This is a genomic window from Sinorhizobium sp. FG01, assembly GCF_002531875.1.
In the GTDB taxonomy this organism is placed as follows: Bacteria; Pseudomonadota; Alphaproteobacteria; order Rhizobiales; family Rhizobiaceae; genus Sinorhizobium; species Sinorhizobium fredii_C.
This window is the reverse complement of sequence record NZ_NWTB01000020.1, coordinates 66,762-82,532: the sequence shown is the minus strand read 5'-3', so window position 1 is coordinate 82,532 and position 15,771 is coordinate 66,762. Positions and strand designations below refer to the sequence as shown.

The 15,771-nt window shown below is 65.6% G+C and carries 14 protein-coding genes; 6 read left to right on the top strand and 8 right to left on the bottom strand.

Annotated elements, in window-relative coordinates:
• The first annotated feature begins 350 nt into the window (after positions 1-350).
• Positions 351-1,532, top strand: coding sequence for an acetyl-CoA C-acyltransferase (locus CO656_RS25785; RefSeq protein ID WP_097527634.1), 1,182 nt, complete (start codon positions 351-353; stop codon positions 1,530-1,532).
• Positions 1,533-1,706: 174 nt separating this feature from the next.
• Here CO656_RS25785 and lpdA read toward each other — a convergent pair whose 3' ends face one another.
• The 5 genes from lpdA to CO656_RS25760 form a co-directional block, all read right to left on the bottom strand.
• Positions 1,707-3,101, bottom strand: coding sequence for a dihydrolipoyl dehydrogenase (gene lpdA, locus CO656_RS25780; RefSeq protein ID WP_097527633.1), 1,395 nt, complete (start codon positions 3,099-3,101; stop codon positions 1,707-1,709).
• Positions 3,102-3,108: 7 nt separating this feature from the next.
• Positions 3,109-4,389 (bottom strand): dihydrolipoamide acetyltransferase family protein, encoded by a 1,281-nt coding sequence (locus tag CO656_RS25775; protein ID WP_037414268.1) that lies wholly within the window; start codon positions 4,387-4,389, stop codon positions 3,109-3,111.
• Between the two features lie 2 nt (positions 4,390-4,391).
• The gene (locus tag CO656_RS25770) at positions 4,392-5,405 is read right to left on the bottom strand and encodes an alpha-ketoacid dehydrogenase subunit beta (protein WP_097527632.1); all 1,014 of its coding nucleotides are present in this window, start codon (positions 5,403-5,405) and stop codon (positions 4,392-4,394) included.
• Between the two features lies 1 nt (position 5,406).
• The gene (locus CO656_RS25765) at positions 5,407-6,639 is read right to left on the bottom strand and encodes a 3-methyl-2-oxobutanoate dehydrogenase (2-methylpropanoyl-transferring) subunit alpha (RefSeq protein WP_037414272.1); all 1,233 of its coding nucleotides are present in this window, start codon (positions 6,637-6,639) and stop codon (positions 5,407-5,409) included.
• A 349-nt stretch (positions 6,640-6,988) separates the two neighbouring features.
• Entirely contained in the window at positions 6,989-8,320 is a 1,332-nt protein-coding gene (locus CO656_RS25760; RefSeq protein WP_097527631.1) for an FAD-binding oxidoreductase, read from the bottom strand.
• Positions 8,321-8,572: 252 nt separating this feature from the next.
• Here CO656_RS25760 and CO656_RS25755 point away from each other — a divergent pair, with 252 nt between their 5' ends.
• Positions 8,573-9,310 carry an SDR family oxidoreductase gene (locus tag CO656_RS25755; protein ID WP_097527630.1) on the top strand — a complete coding sequence of 246 codons (738 nt, stop codon included), beginning with the start codon at positions 8,573-8,575 and terminating at the stop codon, positions 9,308-9,310.
• Between the two features lie 45 nt (positions 9,311-9,355).
• Entirely contained in the window at positions 9,356-9,766 is a 411-nt protein-coding gene (locus tag CO656_RS25750) for a winged helix-turn-helix domain-containing protein (RefSeq protein WP_050988173.1), read from the top strand.
• Here CO656_RS25750 and modC read toward each other — a convergent pair.
• The 3 genes from modC to modA all read right to left on the bottom strand — a co-directional run bounded on the left by modC (position 9,763) and on the right by modA (position 12,409).
• Positions 9,763-10,830 (bottom strand): molybdenum ABC transporter ATP-binding protein, encoded by a 1,068-nt coding sequence (gene modC / locus CO656_RS25745; RefSeq protein ID WP_097527629.1) that lies wholly within the window; start codon positions 10,828-10,830, stop codon positions 9,763-9,765. The two genes, CO656_RS25750 and modC, sit on opposite strands and share 4 nt — an antisense overlap.
• A complete protein-coding gene (modB, locus tag CO656_RS25740) occupies positions 10,827-11,519 on the bottom strand; it encodes a molybdate ABC transporter permease subunit (protein ID WP_162109070.1) in 693 nt (230 codons plus the stop codon). The genes modC and modB overlap by 4 nt, the downstream gene beginning before the upstream one ends.
• Before the next feature lie 104 nt (positions 11,520-11,623).
• Positions 11,624-12,409 carry a molybdate ABC transporter substrate-binding protein gene (gene modA / locus CO656_RS25735; RefSeq protein WP_097527639.1) on the bottom strand — a complete coding sequence of 262 codons (786 nt, stop codon included), beginning with the start codon at positions 12,407-12,409 and terminating at the stop codon, positions 11,624-11,626.
• 202 nt (positions 12,410-12,611) lie between these two features.
• On the opposite strand from modA, the gene ung reads away from it, so the two are divergent.
• The 3 genes from ung to cobG all read left to right on the top strand — a co-directional run bounded on the left by ung (position 12,612) and on the right by cobG (position 15,771).
• A complete protein-coding gene (gene ung, locus CO656_RS25730; protein ID WP_037414284.1) occupies positions 12,612-13,337 on the top strand; it encodes a uracil-DNA glycosylase in 726 nt (241 codons plus the stop codon).
• 188 nt (positions 13,338-13,525) lie between these two features.
• A complete protein-coding gene (gene cobF, locus CO656_RS25725) occupies positions 13,526-14,296 on the top strand; it encodes a precorrin-6A synthase (deacetylating) (protein WP_037414285.1) in 771 nt (256 codons plus the stop codon).
• A gap of 110 nt (positions 14,297-14,406) precedes the next feature.
• On the top strand, positions 14,407-15,771 hold the full coding sequence (gene cobG / locus CO656_RS25720) for a precorrin-3B synthase (RefSeq protein WP_097527628.1): 1,365 nt from the start codon (positions 14,407-14,409) through the stop codon (positions 15,769-15,771).

The following is a 15,771-nucleotide window of genomic DNA, read 5'->3' as shown; positions in this document are numbered from 1 at the left end:
CACCTTCATCAACGGCAACCGCGTCGTGGTGTTTCCGCCGAGCCCTGGGAGCTATGCGTCCGAGCGAATGGGCTGACACTTAGGCTTCTCGGTATTGCTTCGCGGTGTTCGGCGGCTATAGTCGCTCTGGAATTGTGACAACGCGCGTGGGGTGGGGTATTTGCCCCTCACCCTAACCCTCTCCGCGTAGGGACGGGGAGAGGGGACGAGTGTGACGCACTTTCGTCCCCCGGGGCCTCCCGCCTGCGAGTTCAAGCGAGGCGGTGCGGCATCTCCCTTCTCCCCGCGAGCGGGGAGAAGGTCGCGGCAGCGGGACGAGGGGCCACCGTTCGCCGATTGGGAGGACCAAGATGAGCATTCGCGATCCGGTGGTTATCGTTTCGGCGGCGCGCACACCGATGGGCGCCTTTCAGGGCGGCCTCAGGGATTTGACGGCGCCGGAACTCGGCGCCGTCGCGTTGAAGGCGGCGCTCGATCGTGCGGGTATTGATGCGGTGGATGAAGTGCTGATGGGCAATGTCCTTCCCGCCGGCCTTGGGCAGAATCCGGCCCGGCAGGCGGCGCTTGGCGCCGGCCTTGGACAGGAGACGCCGTCGACGACGGTTTCTAAAGTCTGCGGATCGGGCATGAAGGCGCTGATGCTCGGCCATGATGCGCTTCTCTCCGGCAGCGCGTCGCTCGTTGCCGTCGGCGGCATGGAGTCGATGACCAACGCGCCCTATCTCCTGCCGAAAGCGCGCGGCGGCTTCCGGCTCGGCCATGGCGAGGTCAAGGACCATATGTTCCTCGACGGGCTGGAGGACGCCTATTCCGGGCGGCTGATGGGCACCTATGCCGAGGATACGGCCCAGCATTATCAATTTTCCCGCTCCGACCAGGACGCTTTTGCCCTGCGCTCGCTCGAGCGGGCACTGAAGGCGACGGAGGACAAGTCCTTCGCCGAGGAGATCGTGGTGGTGACCGATGGCGGCAAGCGCGGGAACGCCAATCTCGACCGAGACGAGCAGCCGACGAAGGCCGATCCGACGAAAATCCCGAAGCTGAAGCCGGCCTTCCGCGACGGCGGCAGCGTCACGGCCGCCAACTCGTCGTCCATCTCCGACGGTGCCGCGGCGCTCATCCTGATGCGCGCAAGCGAGGCGGAGAAGCGCGGGTTGACACCGCTCGCCGTCGTCGCCGGCCATGCCGGCCACGCTCAGGAGCCCGCCTGGTTCACGACCGCACCGATCGGCGCCATCGACAAGCTCACCGAAAAACTCGGTTGGGAAAAATCGAGCGTCGGTCTCTACGAGATCAACGAGGCCTTCGCCGTCGTCGCCATGGCGGCGATCCGCGACCTCGGCCTTTCCGACGACATCGTCAACATCCACGGCGGCGCCTGCGCCCTCGGTCACCCGATCGGCGCCTCCGGCGCCCGCATCGTCGTGACGCTTCTCCATGCGATGCGCGCCAATAGCGTCAAGCGCGGCATCGCCTCGCTCTGCATCGGCGGCGGCGAGGCGACGGCAGTTGGGTTGGAGCTGTTGCAGTAGGGCAGAAGAACACCCCTCCCCACAGGCGGGGCTAGCCGGCCGCACCGTCCTGCGCATCTCAGCGTCTCCACAAAGTAGCGACGGTGCAAGTCATGCGCCAAGCGAGCCGCGCAGGAAGCCCCTCCCACCTGTGGGGAGGGGTTCAGGAGGGGTCTTTCCGAGCGGCCAATCGCCTCAAATATGAAGCGCGTGCCCTAACCCCTTCAACGCCGCTTCCTGAAAGGCCTCCGACTGCGTCGGGTGCGCATGGATCGTTCCGGCGATGTCCTCCAGACGGGCGCCCATTTCTATCGCGAGCGCGAAAGCGGAGGAAAGCTCGGAGACGGCATGCCCGACAGCGTGGATGCCGAGGACGAGGTGGTTGTCGGCGCGGGCGACGACGCGGACGAAGCCGTCCTCGGCAAGCGTCGTCATGGCGCGGCCGTTCGCCTGGAAGGGGAACTGGCCGATCTTGATTTCGATGCCGGCCGCGCGTGCTTCCTCCGGCGAGAGACCGGCGCTGACGATTTCCGGGTCGGTGAAGCAGACGGCCGGAATGCAGCGCTTGTCCCAGCTTCGCTTCTGGCCCGCGACGATTTCCGCGACCATTTCGCCCTGCGCCATGGCGCGGTGTGCCAGCATCGGCTCGCCGGTGACATCGCCGATCGCGTAGATGCCGCGCATCGAGGTACGGCACTGGTCGTCGATGCGGATGAACTTGCCCGAGCGGTCGAGATCGATTTCCTCCAGTCCCCAGCCGTCCACCACGGGCCGGCGCCCAACGGTGACCAAAACCTTTTCGGCCGGGACCTCGAAGGCGCGGCCGTTTTCCTCGGCAAGCAAGCCGCGCCGGTCGGCCGACAGGCGCTTGGCGGCGGTGCGGGTGAAGACCTCGATCCCGAGTTCGCCGAGCCGCTTCGCCACCGGCTTCGACAGATCGCCGTCATATTGCGGCAGGATGCGGTCCATGGCTTCGAGCACGGTCACCTTCGAACCGAGCTTGGCGAAGGCGGTGCCAAGTTCGAGGCCGATATAGCCGCCGCCGATGACGGCGAGCGTCTCCGGTACCTCTTTCAAGGCCAGCGCCTCGGTCGAGGAGATGATGTTGTCGCCGAACGGCAGGTCGGGAAGTTCGACGGGGGCCGAGCCGGTGGCAATGACGATCGCTTCGGCGCGGATGCGCTGAACGCCGGTTTCCGTATCCACGTCGACCGTCTTGCCGTCGATGAAGCGCGCCTCGCCGAGGACAGCCTTGACGCCGGCCTTCTTCAGAAGCCCCGTCACGCCGCTGTTCAGGCGGCCGACGATCCCGTCCTTCCAGGCGACCGTCCGCTTGAGGTCGATCGCGGGTGCGTCGAGCGAAAGGCCGAGGGGGCTCTTGCCGGCGGCGGCAGCGCTGAGCTTGTGGAATTCCTCGGCCGTGTGGATCAGTGCCTTCGAGGGGATGCAGCCGACATTGAGGCAGGTGCCGCCGGCCTTCGCCTTCTCGACGATGACGGTGTTGACGCCGAGCTGGCCGGCCCGAATGGCGCAGACATAGCCGCCGGGGCCGGCGCCGAGCACCAGGAGCTTGCAGGAGATTTCCTTCATCGTCGCCTCATCCCTCAACGAAAATCAGTGCCGGCGTTTCGAGCAGCGTCTTCAGGCGCTGCACGAAGGTGGCGGCGTCCCAGCCGTCGATGACGCGGTGGTCGAAGCTCGACGACAGATTCATGATCTTGCGCGGCACGAATTGCGTCCCGTCCCAGACCGGCCGGACGGCGATCTTGTTGACGCCGACGATCGCCACCTCCGGGTGATTGATGACCGGGGTCGAGGCGATGCCGCCAAGCGCACCGAGCGAGGAGATGGTGATCGTCGAGCCGATCAGCTCGTCGCGGGTTGCGGTGCCGGTGCGGGCCGCTTCGGCCAGCCGGTTCAATTCGGCAGCGCAGTCCCAGATACCGCGCGCCTCGGCATGGCGTACGACCGGCACGGTCAGGCCGGCCGGCGTCTGCGTGGCGATGCCGATATGGACGGCCGCGTGACGATGGACGATGCCAGCATGATCATCGAAGATGGCATTGACGCCCGGCTGGTCGGCGACGGTCCGGACCAGCGCCCGCATCAGGAAAGGCAGGATCGTCAGCTTCGGCTGATCCGGCTTGCGGTCGCGGTTCATCGTCGCCCGCAGATCCTCGAGCGCCGTCATGTCCACTTCCTCCACATAGGTGATATGGGGGATGCGCGACGTGGAGAGCGACATTTTCTCGGCGATCCGGCGCCTCAGGCCGGCTATCTTGACCTCCTCGACCGCCGTCTTGCGGGCGAGGCCGACCTGGGCCGGCAGCGGTTCGGCCCCGCGGCTGATGAAGAGGTCGAGATCCTCATGGGTGATGCGCCCGGCCGGTCCGGTCCCGATCACCTGCCGAAGATCGACGCCGCTCTCCCGGGCGCGCAGCCGGACTGCCGGCGAAGCCAGCGGCTTCTTCGCGATGTCTGCCGCCTCACGTAGGGCCGGCGCCGGTCGGGACTCGACCTTCTCAAGCTTTGGCGGCGTCTTGGGGGCTTGTGGTGCGGAGACTGCGACAGGCTCTTCCAGCACGGCTTCGGCGAGCGCCTCCGGAACGCTGTCCGGCGGGGGTTCGCCAGCCTCGCCGGCAGTCTCGATCCGTACAAGCGGCGCCTTCACGGCAACCGTGTCGCCGATCTCTGCGCCGAGCCAGAGGACCTTGCCGGAAACAGGCGAGGGGATCTCGACCGTCGCCTTGTCGGTCATCACGGCGGCGAGCACCATGTCCTCGCGGACCGGATCGCCGGGCTTGACGTGCCATTCGACGAGTTCGGCCTCGGCAACGCCTTCGCCGACATCCGGCATCTTGATGATGAATTCGCCCACGGTCAGCCCTCCATAGCTTCGGTGAGCGCGCGACCGACGCGCGCCGGACCGGGGAAATAGTCCCATTCCTGGGCATGCGGGTAGGGCGTATCCCAGCCGGTCACCCGGACGACCGGAGCCTCGAGGTGATAGAAGCAGTGCTCCTGAACGAGGGCGACGAGCTCGCCCCCGAAGCCGGATGTCAGCGTCGCCTCGTGCACGACGACGCAGCGTCCGGTCTTGGTGACGGACCGCACGATCGTTTCGAGATCGAGCGGCAGCAGGCTCCGCAGATCGATGACTTCCGCATCGATGCCGGTCTCCTCCACGGCGGCGAGTGCCACATGCACCATGGTTCCATAGGCGATCACGGTGACTGCCGAACCCTTGCGGCGGATCTCCGCCTTGCCGATCGGGATCGAGTAATGCCCCTCCGGCACGTCGCCGAGCTCGTGCTTCGACCACGGGGTCACCGGGCGCTCGTGATGGCCGTCGAATGGGCCGTTATAGAGCCGCTTCGGCTCCAGGAACATCACCGGGTCCGGATCCTCGATCGCCGAGATCAGCAGGCCCTTGGCATCATAGGGGTTCGACGGCACGATGACTTTCAGGCCGCAGACATGGGTGAAGAGCGCTTCCGGGCTCTGGCTGTGGGTCTGGCCGCCGAAGATGCCGCCGCCGGTCGGCATGCGCACGACGATCGGACAGGTGAAGTCGCCGTTCGAGCGGTAGCGGATGCGCGCCGCCTCCTGGGTGAGCTGGTCATAGGCCGGATACATGTAGTCGGCGAACTGGATCTCGACGCAGGGTTTCAACCCATAGGCCGCCATGCCGATGGCGGTGCCGACGATGCCGGATTCGCTGATCGGCGCATCGAAGCAGCGGGTCTTGCCGTACTTCGCCTGCAGCCCCTGGGTGCAGCGGAAGACGCCGCCGAAATAGCCGACGTCCTCGCCGAAGACGACGACATCCTCGTCACGCCCCATCGAGACGTCCATGGCGCTGCGCACCGCTTCGATCATCGTCATTCTGGCCATGTCAGTACCCTGCCTTCTGCCGCTGACGGCGGATATGCGGCGGCATCTCGGCATAGACGCCCTCGAAAATGTCACGCACGGAGGGTCTGCCGCCGGCATGCAGCGTGCCGTGGCTCTCGGCTTCCTTCTGGGCCTGGATCACCTGATCCATGATCTCCGCCTCCGCCTGGGCATGCCGCTCATCCGACCAGGCGCCGCGCAGGATCAGGTGCTTCTTCAGCCGCAGCACCGGGTCGCCGAGCGGCCAGGCTTCCGATTCCGTCTTCGGCCGGTAGGCGCTCGGATCGTCCGATGTCGAATGGGCGCCGACCCGGTAGGTCACGTATTCGATCAGCGTCGGACCGAGATTGCGCCGCGCCCGCTCGGCCGCCCAGCGGGCGACTGCATAGACGGCGAGGTAGTCGTTGCCGTCGACGCGCAGCGCCGGAATGCCGAAGCCCAGGCCGCGCGCGGCAAAAGTGCCGGAGCCGCCGCGGGCGATGCCCTGGAAAGTGGAAATCGCCCATTGGTTGTTGACGATATTGAGGATGACCGGCGCCTTGTAGGTGGAGGCGAAGACCAGCGCGGAATGGAAATCCGACTCGGCCGTCGAGCCGTCGCCGATCCAGCCGGCGGCAATCCGGGTATCGTTCTTGATGGCCGAGGCCATCGCCCAGCCGACCGCCTGGACATATTGGGTGGCAAGGTTGCCGGAGATCGTGAAGAAGCCGTGCTCCTTCGACGTGTACATGACCGGCAATTGCCGGCCGTGGCAGGGATCCAGCTCGTTCGAGAAGATCTGGTTCATCATCTCGACCATCGGATAGTCGTCGGCGATCAGCAGCCCCGCCTGGCGATAGGTCGGAAAGTTCATGTCGCCCTTGCGGAGCGCTCTTCTGAAGGCGCAGCTCACCGCCTCCTCGCCGAGATGCTGCATGTAGAAGGAGGTCTTGCCCTGCCGCTGGGCCATCAGCATGCGGGCGTCAAAGGCCCTGAGCAGCATCATGTGGCGAAGTCCAGTCAAAAGCTCGTCGTCCGAGAGGAGGCCGGCCCAGGGGCCGACTGCCTCGCCCTCGCGGTTCAGCACCCGAATGATCGAGTAGGCGAGATCGCGGATCGCTTCCGGCTCCACGTCGACCTCGGGCCGCGGCACGGAACCGGCTTTCGGGATCTTGACGTTGGAGAAATCGGGCTGATCGCCGGGCCGGACGGCCGGTTCGGGGACATGCAGGCTCAGTCGGCTGAATTCATCCATGCGGGTTCCGGCCTCCCTTCCGGATTGCGCATCGCACGTGGATCAACCGCTGAGCGAACGGTCTCGCGGTCGTGCGACGCCGACGACCATCGGCAATTGCCCGGGGCGCACCTACGCCTCGGGCCGTGCAGGTCATAGACAACCCTCATTCTCCCAAAGGGTTACAGCCACAGACTGCCACGAGTTCGGGGTTTGATGAAGGGATTTCGGCAGCAGGCCGGACGTCCGGATGAAGAAAGACAGATTCGTGCCGGCGCCCGCGCCGGGCCGATTGCGGAGCCGCGACGGGCCCCCGGCGGCGCGTAATTTTCTTTCGTGATCGGCTCGTGGCAACGGACCAGAATCGCCGTCAGACGGGCAGTGCGAGCTCGATCGGCGTCCCGTCGGAGAATCGCGACAGTCGAAATTCGGTGGGATCGACGATCGGTCTGTCGCCGGTGACGAGGTCGGCCACCAGGTGTCCGGCACCGGGTCCGATACCGAAACCGTGGCCGGAAAAGCCGGTGGCGATGAGGAGGCCGGGCACAGCTTCTGCGTGCGAAATGACCGGCACCACATCGGGTGTGACGTCGATCAGCCCGGCCCAGATCTGCACTGGCTCGACCTGCCGTAGCACCGGCAGTGCGAGTCTCGCCGCTTCGAGGGCGGGTAGGACCGAGCGTGCATCCGGTCGCGGATCGAGGATGCGGTGCCGCTCGAAGGCGCCCGGGCGGTCGAGCGGAACGGGCGTGATCTCGAACTGTTCGCGCCAGCTCTGGGCGCTGAAGCCCACCTGGACCGAGTCCGGGTCGGCCCTCCGCACCGGCCGGAAGTCACGGAAGAAAGCCAGGCTGTCCGGGACGAGCGGATGCAGGTTCACACCGGCAGTGGCGATCGTATAGCCACCGTCGAGGCGCTTGCGATAGGCATAGCTTCCCGTTGCGCCGGCGCCGTCCGGCCCGCCTTCGACCAGGGCGGTCCTGAGCACCGTGTTGCGCACCTTCAACTGCGGCAGGCGGATGCCGACCCCCTTGCAGAAGAGCCGCGACCAGGCGCCGCCGGCAAGCACCACCGTCGCCGTTTCGATGCGGCCCTTCTCGGTGACGACCGCGCTGACTCGTCCGCCGCTCCGCTCGATGCCGCGCACGGCGCAACCGGTGACGATGGTCGCGCCGGCGCGGCGGGCTCCGGCCGCGATCGCCGGCACCGCCTTCTGCGGCTCGGCCCTGCCGTCGCTCGGCGTGTAAAGTGCGCCCTTGTAGCGGATAGCCGCGCCGCCCATGACCGCCTGGGTCTCGTCCGGGCCGATCTGCCGGCTGTCGACGCCATGCGGTTTGGCAAGCGCCAGCCAGGCATCGCGATTGGCGAGGTCCTGCTCCGTTTCCGATATGTAGAGGATGCCGCTGCGGCGAAAGCCGGTCTCGCCGCCGATGCGCGCATCGAGCGTGTCCCAGATCTTCAGCGAGGCCATCGCCATCGGGATCTCGCGCCGATCACGGCCCATAACCCGCACCCAGCCCCAGTTGCGGCTCGATTGCTCGCCGGCAAGCACGCCTTTTTCGCAGAGCACGACCTTGACGCCGCGTTCGGCCAGAAAAAGCGCCGTGCTGACCCCGATAATTCCACCGCCGATGATGACGACATCCGCTTTGCGCGGCAGCGACGGGTCGGTGACGACGGGATCAAGGGTGGGGCCGGGCATCGCATTTCTCGCAGAAGGGCAAGGGGCGGTTTTCTATCGCTGCAATTTTCGGCCGCCGAGATCAAGCCAGCAAGAGATCTCGCCAGCCTGTCATGCACAGCTCTATCATCGCCGGTGTTCTGTCTTTTTCCGATAAAAATACGCATTGTCCGGTTGACAGGCCGTCAGGCTTCGATGTCTGTTGAGAAGCGAGATGCGGGGCGGCAGAGCAGGCGCCCGCTGACAAATCATACCGGATCGATGAGGCGGACAATGAGCGGACTTCTTGCGGGCAAGCGTGCTGTGATCACGGCTGCGGCACAAGGTATCGGCCGCGCGGCGGCCGAGGCGTTCAGCCGGGAAGGGGCGTCGGTGATCGCAACCGACATCAACGAGGACAAGCTCGCCGAGCTGGCAGCCACCGGGATCGAATTGGCGAAGCTCGACGTGCTGAGCGAAGCGGCGATCGCCGATTTTGCGGCGCGCACTGGTCCTGTCGACGTCCTCTTCAACTGCGCCGGCTTCGTCCATGCCGGCACGATCCTGGATGCGAGCGACAAGGATTACGACTTCGCCTTCGATCTCAACGTCAAATCGATGTTCCGGATGATCCGCGCCTTCCTGCCGGGCATGGTCGAAAAGGGCGGCGGCTCGATCATCAACATGTCGTCGGTCGCCGGCGTGCCGATGGGCGTGCCGAACCGCTTCGTCTATTCCGCCAGCAAGGCGGCGGTCATCGGCCTCACCAAGTCGGTGGCGATCGACTTCATCGGCAAGGGCATTCGCTGCAACGCCATTGCGCCCGGCACGGTGCAGTCGCCGTCGCTCGAGGAGCGGATGCGGGCGCAGGGCAACTACGAGGAGGCGCGCGCCGCCTTCATCGCCCGCCAGCCGATGGGCCGGCTCGGCACGCCGGAGGAAATCGCCGCGCTCGCCGTCTATCTCGCCAGCGACGCTTCGGCCTATACGACCGGCCATGTGCATGTGGTCGACGGCGGCATGAGCCTCTGAGCGCAGGCCTTTTCGCCGCCTGCCGCAATGTCTATGCTGCGGCGCATGCCCAAAGCCGACAAAGAGCTTCGCCTCGTCCTGCGCATCGATTTCCCGCCCGAGGGTCGCCTCGGGCGCGGCAAGATCATGCTTCTCGAACTGATCCGCGAGACCGGGTCGATCTCCGCCGCCGGCCGCGCCATGGACATGTCCTATCGGCGTGCCTGGCTGCTGGTCGATGCGCTCAACCGGATGTTCGAGGAGCCCGCAGTCGAGTCGCAGCGGGGCGGCAAGCAGGGCGGGGGTGCGGCGCTTACCGTCTTCGGCGAGACGCTGATCGAGCGCTTTCGGGGGATGGAAGCCAAGGCGAGGAGCGCGATCGCAGAAGACCTCGACTGGCTGGAGGCGGCGCGATCGGGCGAAGCATCGCGCCGGACGGAAAGCTCATCCGCGAAACGACCTGCGCAACCGTCCTAATAGTCCAACGCGACCGTCTTGATGATCGCGTGGACAGGCTTGGCCGGCTCGAGCCCGAGCGTCTCGCGGGAGAGGGCGGTGATGCGGGAGACGATGACATTGCCGCCGCAGTCGACGCGGACGTCGACGCTGCCCTCCTGCGCCGGTGAAAGATCGATGATCGTTCCCTTCAGGACGTTGAGGGCGCTGATCCCTTCCGGTTTCGTGGTGGCGAGCATCACGTCGCGCCCGGCGATGTAAAGGCGGAGGCGATTGCCGGGTGTGGAGACGAGATGCGGTATGCGGATCAGGCATTCGCCGGCCAGCACCACCGTCAGTCGATGCTGGGAATCGTGGCTTACGACCACGCCTTCAACTAAGGCGCCTGTCTCCCGCCGCACGATCGCGGCCGCCGGCTGGTTGAGAATCGCGGACGCCGTGCCGGATGCCTTGACCCGGCCCTCCTCGATCACCACGATGCGCTCGGCCAGCCGCCCCACCTCCGCGACGGAATGGCTGACATAGACGATCGGTATCTTGGTCTCATCGCGGAGCCGCTCGAGATAGGGCAGGATCTCCGCCTTTCTGGCCTCGTCAAGGGCGGCGAGCGGCTCGTCCATCAGCAGCAGCCGGGGTGCTGCAAGCAGCGCCCGCCCCACGGCGACGCGCTGGCGTTCGCCGCCAGAGAGAGTCGAAGGACGGCGCTCGAGCAGATCTCCGATGCCGAGCATTTCGACGACCTTGTGGAACTCGGAGTCGGATTTGCCGGCGCCGGCGAACCAGCGCCCATAGGCGAGGTTGTGGCGGACGCTCAGATGCGGAAAGAGCCGGGCCTCCTGGAAGACATAGCCGAAGTGCCGGCGGTGAACGGGGGTGAAGAGCCGCTCCTCGCTGTCGGCGATCACATCGCCGTCGAGAACGATGCGGCCCCGATCGGGTCGCAGCAGCCCGGCGACGATGTTGATCAGCGAAGTCTTGCCGGAGCCGGAACGGCCGAAAAGCGCCGTCACGCCGCCCTCCGAGCGGAAGGCGGCGTCGATGGCGAATGAGCCAATCCGGTGGCGCGCTTCGACCTCGAGGCTCATGCGGCGACCGTCCGTCGCGCCGCCGCGACGGCGAGGAATTCCGACAGCATCAGCGCCGTCATCGAAAGAATGATGGAGATGATGGCGAGCCGCATGGCGCCGGCGTCGCCGCCCGGCACCTGGGTGAAGCTGTAGATCGCCGCGGAAAGCGTCTGGGTCTCGCCGGGGATGTTCGAGACGAAGGTGATCGTCGCGCCGAATTCGCCCATCGCCTTGGCGAAGGAAAGGATCATGCCGGCGACGATGCCGGGCAGAATCAGCGGCAAGGTCACGGTCAGGAACACCCAGATCGGATTGGCGCCGAGCGTTGAGGCGGCGTCCTCCAGCTTCCGGTCGACCGCTTCGATCGACAGCCGGATGCTGCGCACCATCAGCGGAAAGCCCATGACGGCGCAGGCGAGTGCTGCACCCGTCCAGCGGAAGGAAAAGACAAGGCCGAAATTGTCGGCGAGGAAGGCGCCGATCGGTCCGCGCCGGCCGAACAGCAGGAGCAGCACGAAGCCGGTGACGACCGGCGGCAGGATCAGCGGCATGTGCACGAGGCCGTTCAGGATCGACCTGCCCCAGAAGCGACCGCGTGCCAATGCCATGGCGACGAGAAGCGCGACCGGCAGGCTCGAAAGCATTGCGACCGTTGCCACCCGCAGGCTCAAGCGGACGGCCGTCCATTCCGCGTCGCTCAAGACCATCCAGTCCAATTTTATGCTCCCGTCACAGAGGTGCCGCGCCGTGCACCGATTGCATGCACGACGCGAACACGTTCTGCCCGGTCGAACGCCGGTGGCGCAAGACCCTATTCAAGCACGATGAACCCCTGGGCCTGGAAAAACGCCGCGGCCTTGGGCGACTTGACGAATTCGAGATAGGCAGCCGCGTCCGGGTTCTTGCTCTCTGCGGTGATCGCTATCGGGTAGATGATCGGCGAGTGGCTGTATTCCGGAAAGGTGCCGACAACCTTCACGCCCGGATCGGCGGCCGCGTCCGTCTGATAGACGATGCCATAGGGGGCCTCGCCGCGCGAAACGAGAAGCAGGGCGGCGCGCACGCTTTCGGCTCCCGCGACTTTTGCTTCGACCGTCGGCCAGATGCCGAGCTTTTCGAGTGCGGCCTTGCCGTATTTGCCGGCGGGAACCGAATCGACGGCGCCCATTGCCAGGCGTCCTTCGCCGAGAAGAGCGGCGAGGTCTAGGCCCGGCTTAATCTCGACAGGCGCGGCGTCGGTCTTGCCGGAAACGAGGACGAGACGGTTGCCAAGCAGGTTGGAGCGGATGTCGTCCTTGATCAGCTTCTTCTCGGCAAGGTAATCCATCCAGGCGAGATCGGCCGAGATAAAGATATCGGCAGGCGCGCCATGTTCGATCTGCTTGGCGAGCGCCGAGCTTGCCGCATAGGAGGCGGTCGTCTCCTTGCCCGTCTCGTCTTTCCATTTGGCGTTGACCGCGTCGAGGGCATTCTTCAGGCTTGCCGCGGCAAATACCGTAACTTTTTCTTCCGCCTGGGCAGGAGCCAATGCTGCGCCAGCCAAAATCAGGCCGAGCGCCAGCATCAAACCCTTAAGCCAGTGTCTCCCCCCCCTCATCGCATTTGCCTCCATCTCTCTCGTGATATTTTGCAGGATATAACGGTCTCTCCGTTCTCGTTAGCGCTATATCGGACGAAATACAATGCTCTGCCAGAAGGCTAATCGAAGCAGTGAACGGAACGGGCTAAATCCGGCGCGCATGCTTGCAGTGGGCAATAGCGGGGCTAAATTCCGGAGCGACGAAGAACGAGGCGAATCCATGGATGCGACGATCAGGCTAGAAGAGAGCTGGAAGACGGCGTTGGCGCACGAATTCCTCCACGGCTATATGACCGATCTCAAGCGCTTCCTGTTGGACGAGAAGCAGCAGGGCCGACAGATCTTTCCGAGAGGCAGCGAATATTTCCGGGCGCTTGACCTGACCCCGCTCGACAAGGTTCGGGTCGTGATACTCGGCCAGGACCCCTATCACGGCGACGGTCAGGCGCATGGACTCTGCTTCAGCGTCCGGCCGGGCGTGCGTACCCCGCCGTCGCTGGTCAACATCTACAAGGAGCTTCGCGACGATCTCGGCATTCCGCCGGCCCGCCATGGCTTCCTTGAAAGCTGGGCGCGCCAGGGCGTGTTGCTCCTGAACAGCGTGCTGACGGTCGAGCGGGGCCGGGCGGCGTCGCATCAGGGCAAGGGCTGGGAACGCTTTACCGATGCCGTCATCCGCGCCGTCAACGAACAGGCCCAGCCGGTCGTCTTCATGCTCTGGGGCTCCTATGCGCAGAAGAAAGCGGCCTTCGTCGACCGCTCCCGCCACCTGGTGTTGACCGCGCCGCATCCGTCGCCGCTGTCGGCACATTCCGGCTTCCTCGGCTGCAGGCATTTCTCCAAAGCCAATGCCTTTCTCACGTCGAAGGGGCTCGATCCGATCGATTGGCGGCTGCCGGACGATCCTCCTCTCGCCGTCGATCGGCAGGCTGCGGCACCCTGCTGACGCCGTGGTGGCCTCTCCTGTCGTGCCTGGACCTTGCGCGGCCGGTCGCGATCCGCCAAAGACTGGCGTCTAAAGCGGGCGCGCTCAAACATGCGACGCGCTTTAGGGATTTGTTTTGTGCATGTCGGTGCCCCAAAACCGCTGCACACTTTTGGGCGACATGCACTGCGCGTAGCGGGAGAAACGGCATGCGGCATATCCTGATCATCGGGATCGGGGCGGGCAACCCCGAACACATCACGGTCCAGGCGGTCAATGCACTGAACCGCGCCGACGTGCTCTTCATCCCGACCAAGGGTGCGAAGAAGACGGAGCTTGCCGAGGTGCGCCGCGACATCTGCGCCCGCTACGTGACGCGCAGCGACAGCCGGACCGTCGAATTCACCGTGCCGGTCCGTCGGACCGAGGGACGCAGCTACGTCCAAGGCGTCGATGATTGGCATGCGAGCATCGCCGCCACTTATGAGGCGCTGCTCGAGAGCGAACTCGCGGACGGGCAGACCGGCGCCTTTCTCGTCTGGGGCGATCCGATGCTCTATGACAGCACGATCCGCATTGTCGAAAGGGTTCGTGCGCGGGGCAGCGTGGCCTTCGACTTCGAGGTAGTTCCCGGTATCACCAGCCTTCAGGCGCTTTGCGCCAGCCATCGCATTCCTCTCAACCTCGTCGGCAAGCCCGTGGAGATCACCACCGGTCGCCGGCTTGCCGAGAGCTTTCCGCACAAAAGCGAGACGGCCGTCGCCATGCTCGATGGCGAACAGGCGTTTCAGAAGATCGACGATCCGGATGCGGAGATTTACTGGGGCGCCTATCTCGGTACGCCGGACGAGATCGTCATTTCCGGGCGTCTCGCCGACGTAAAGGAAGAAATCCTGAAGGCAAGGGCCGACGCGCGCGAGCGCATGGGCTGGATCATGGATATCTATCTGCTGCGCAAGGGTGCGGACTTCGACGAGTAGACGCCGCTTGCCTGGGCTTTGATCTCTCTCAAGGAAGGCGGCTGTGATATAGGCTTTATCACAGACGCGGAGTGTGTGCCCGCAATGCGCCCCGAGGATATTGGAACAGGATGACGAGCTGCGCTGCGCCCAGGTCACAAACTGAACCCGGCACATCGATGCGCCGCGGCGCCTGTCCGTCGCTCGCAGCGCCGATGCAGACCGGAGATGGTCTGCTCGTGCGGCTGCGTCCGGCGACCGGTGGGTTGACGCCCGCCGAGCTAAGGGCACTGGCTGAAGCGGCCGCAGACTGCGGCAGCGGCATTATCGAAGTAACCGCTCGGGGCAACCTGCAGGTCCGCGGGCTGATCGCCTCAAGCGTTCCGGCACTTGCCGCCGCGATCGGGGAGGCGGGAATCGCCGTTACAGACGGCGTCGCGATCGAGACGCCGCCGCTTGCCGGGTTCGATCCGCGCGAAATCGCCGACCCCCGGCCATTGGCCGCGGCCCTGCGCGACGCGATTGCCGAACGTCGTCCGGCGCTTGCGCTCGCACCGAAATTGTCCATCGTCATCGATGGGAATGGCCGCTTCCACCTGCGGGATGTCGCGGCCGATCTCCGCCTTGAGGCGCGGAACAGCGAGGATGGCCTTCGCTGGCTGCTGTCCTTCGGCGGCGCGGGACGCCCGGAGCGGCCGGTTGCGCTGCTGGAGGCGGAGCGGGTCGTCCCTGCGCTGATGGAAATTCTGGCGGAGCTCGATCATTTCGGCCCAGCCGCACGCGGTCGCGATCTTGATGCGGACGCCATCCGGCAGCGTTTATCCGCCGGCCTCGACCCCTTGCCGGCGGCCGGCGGCACCTCGCCATTCTTGCCGGCGGGCATTCACGACTTCGGCGACGGTCGCACCGTGCTCGGTGTCGCTCTTGCTTTTGCGCAAACCGATAGCGCCAGCCTCATCGCCTTCCTGCAAAGCGCCGGGGAATTGGGCGCAACGGAAATACGCCTCGCGCCGCGCCATGGTCTCCTCGTCCTCGGCCTGTCGCGGGAAGCTGCCGCCCTCGCGCAACAACTGGCGCTTTCCCATGGTTTCCTGGTTTCCGCCGATGATCCGCGAAATCACGTCGCCACCTGCGCCGGGCTTGCCTGCGCCTCGGCGCTGATGGACACCAAGGTGGTGGCCGGGCTATTGCTCGAGGTCGGTGCCGACCTTCTCGACGGCTCGCTCGCAATCCATCTCTCGGGCTGTCCCAAGGGATGCGCCAGACCGGTAGCTTCTCCCCTGACGCTTGTCGGTGCGCCATCAGGATACGCGCTTGTCGTAAATGGGGCTGCTTCCGTCGCGCCGAGCGCCTACACCGATGAGGGCGGGATAAAAGCCGCGCTGGCCGCGCTAAATGCGCTGGTCAGGGAAAACAAAGACGCTGGCGAATCGGCGCGCTCCTGTCTTACACGGCTCGGGACGGCGCACATCGTCGACGCGTTTGAACAGGGATAG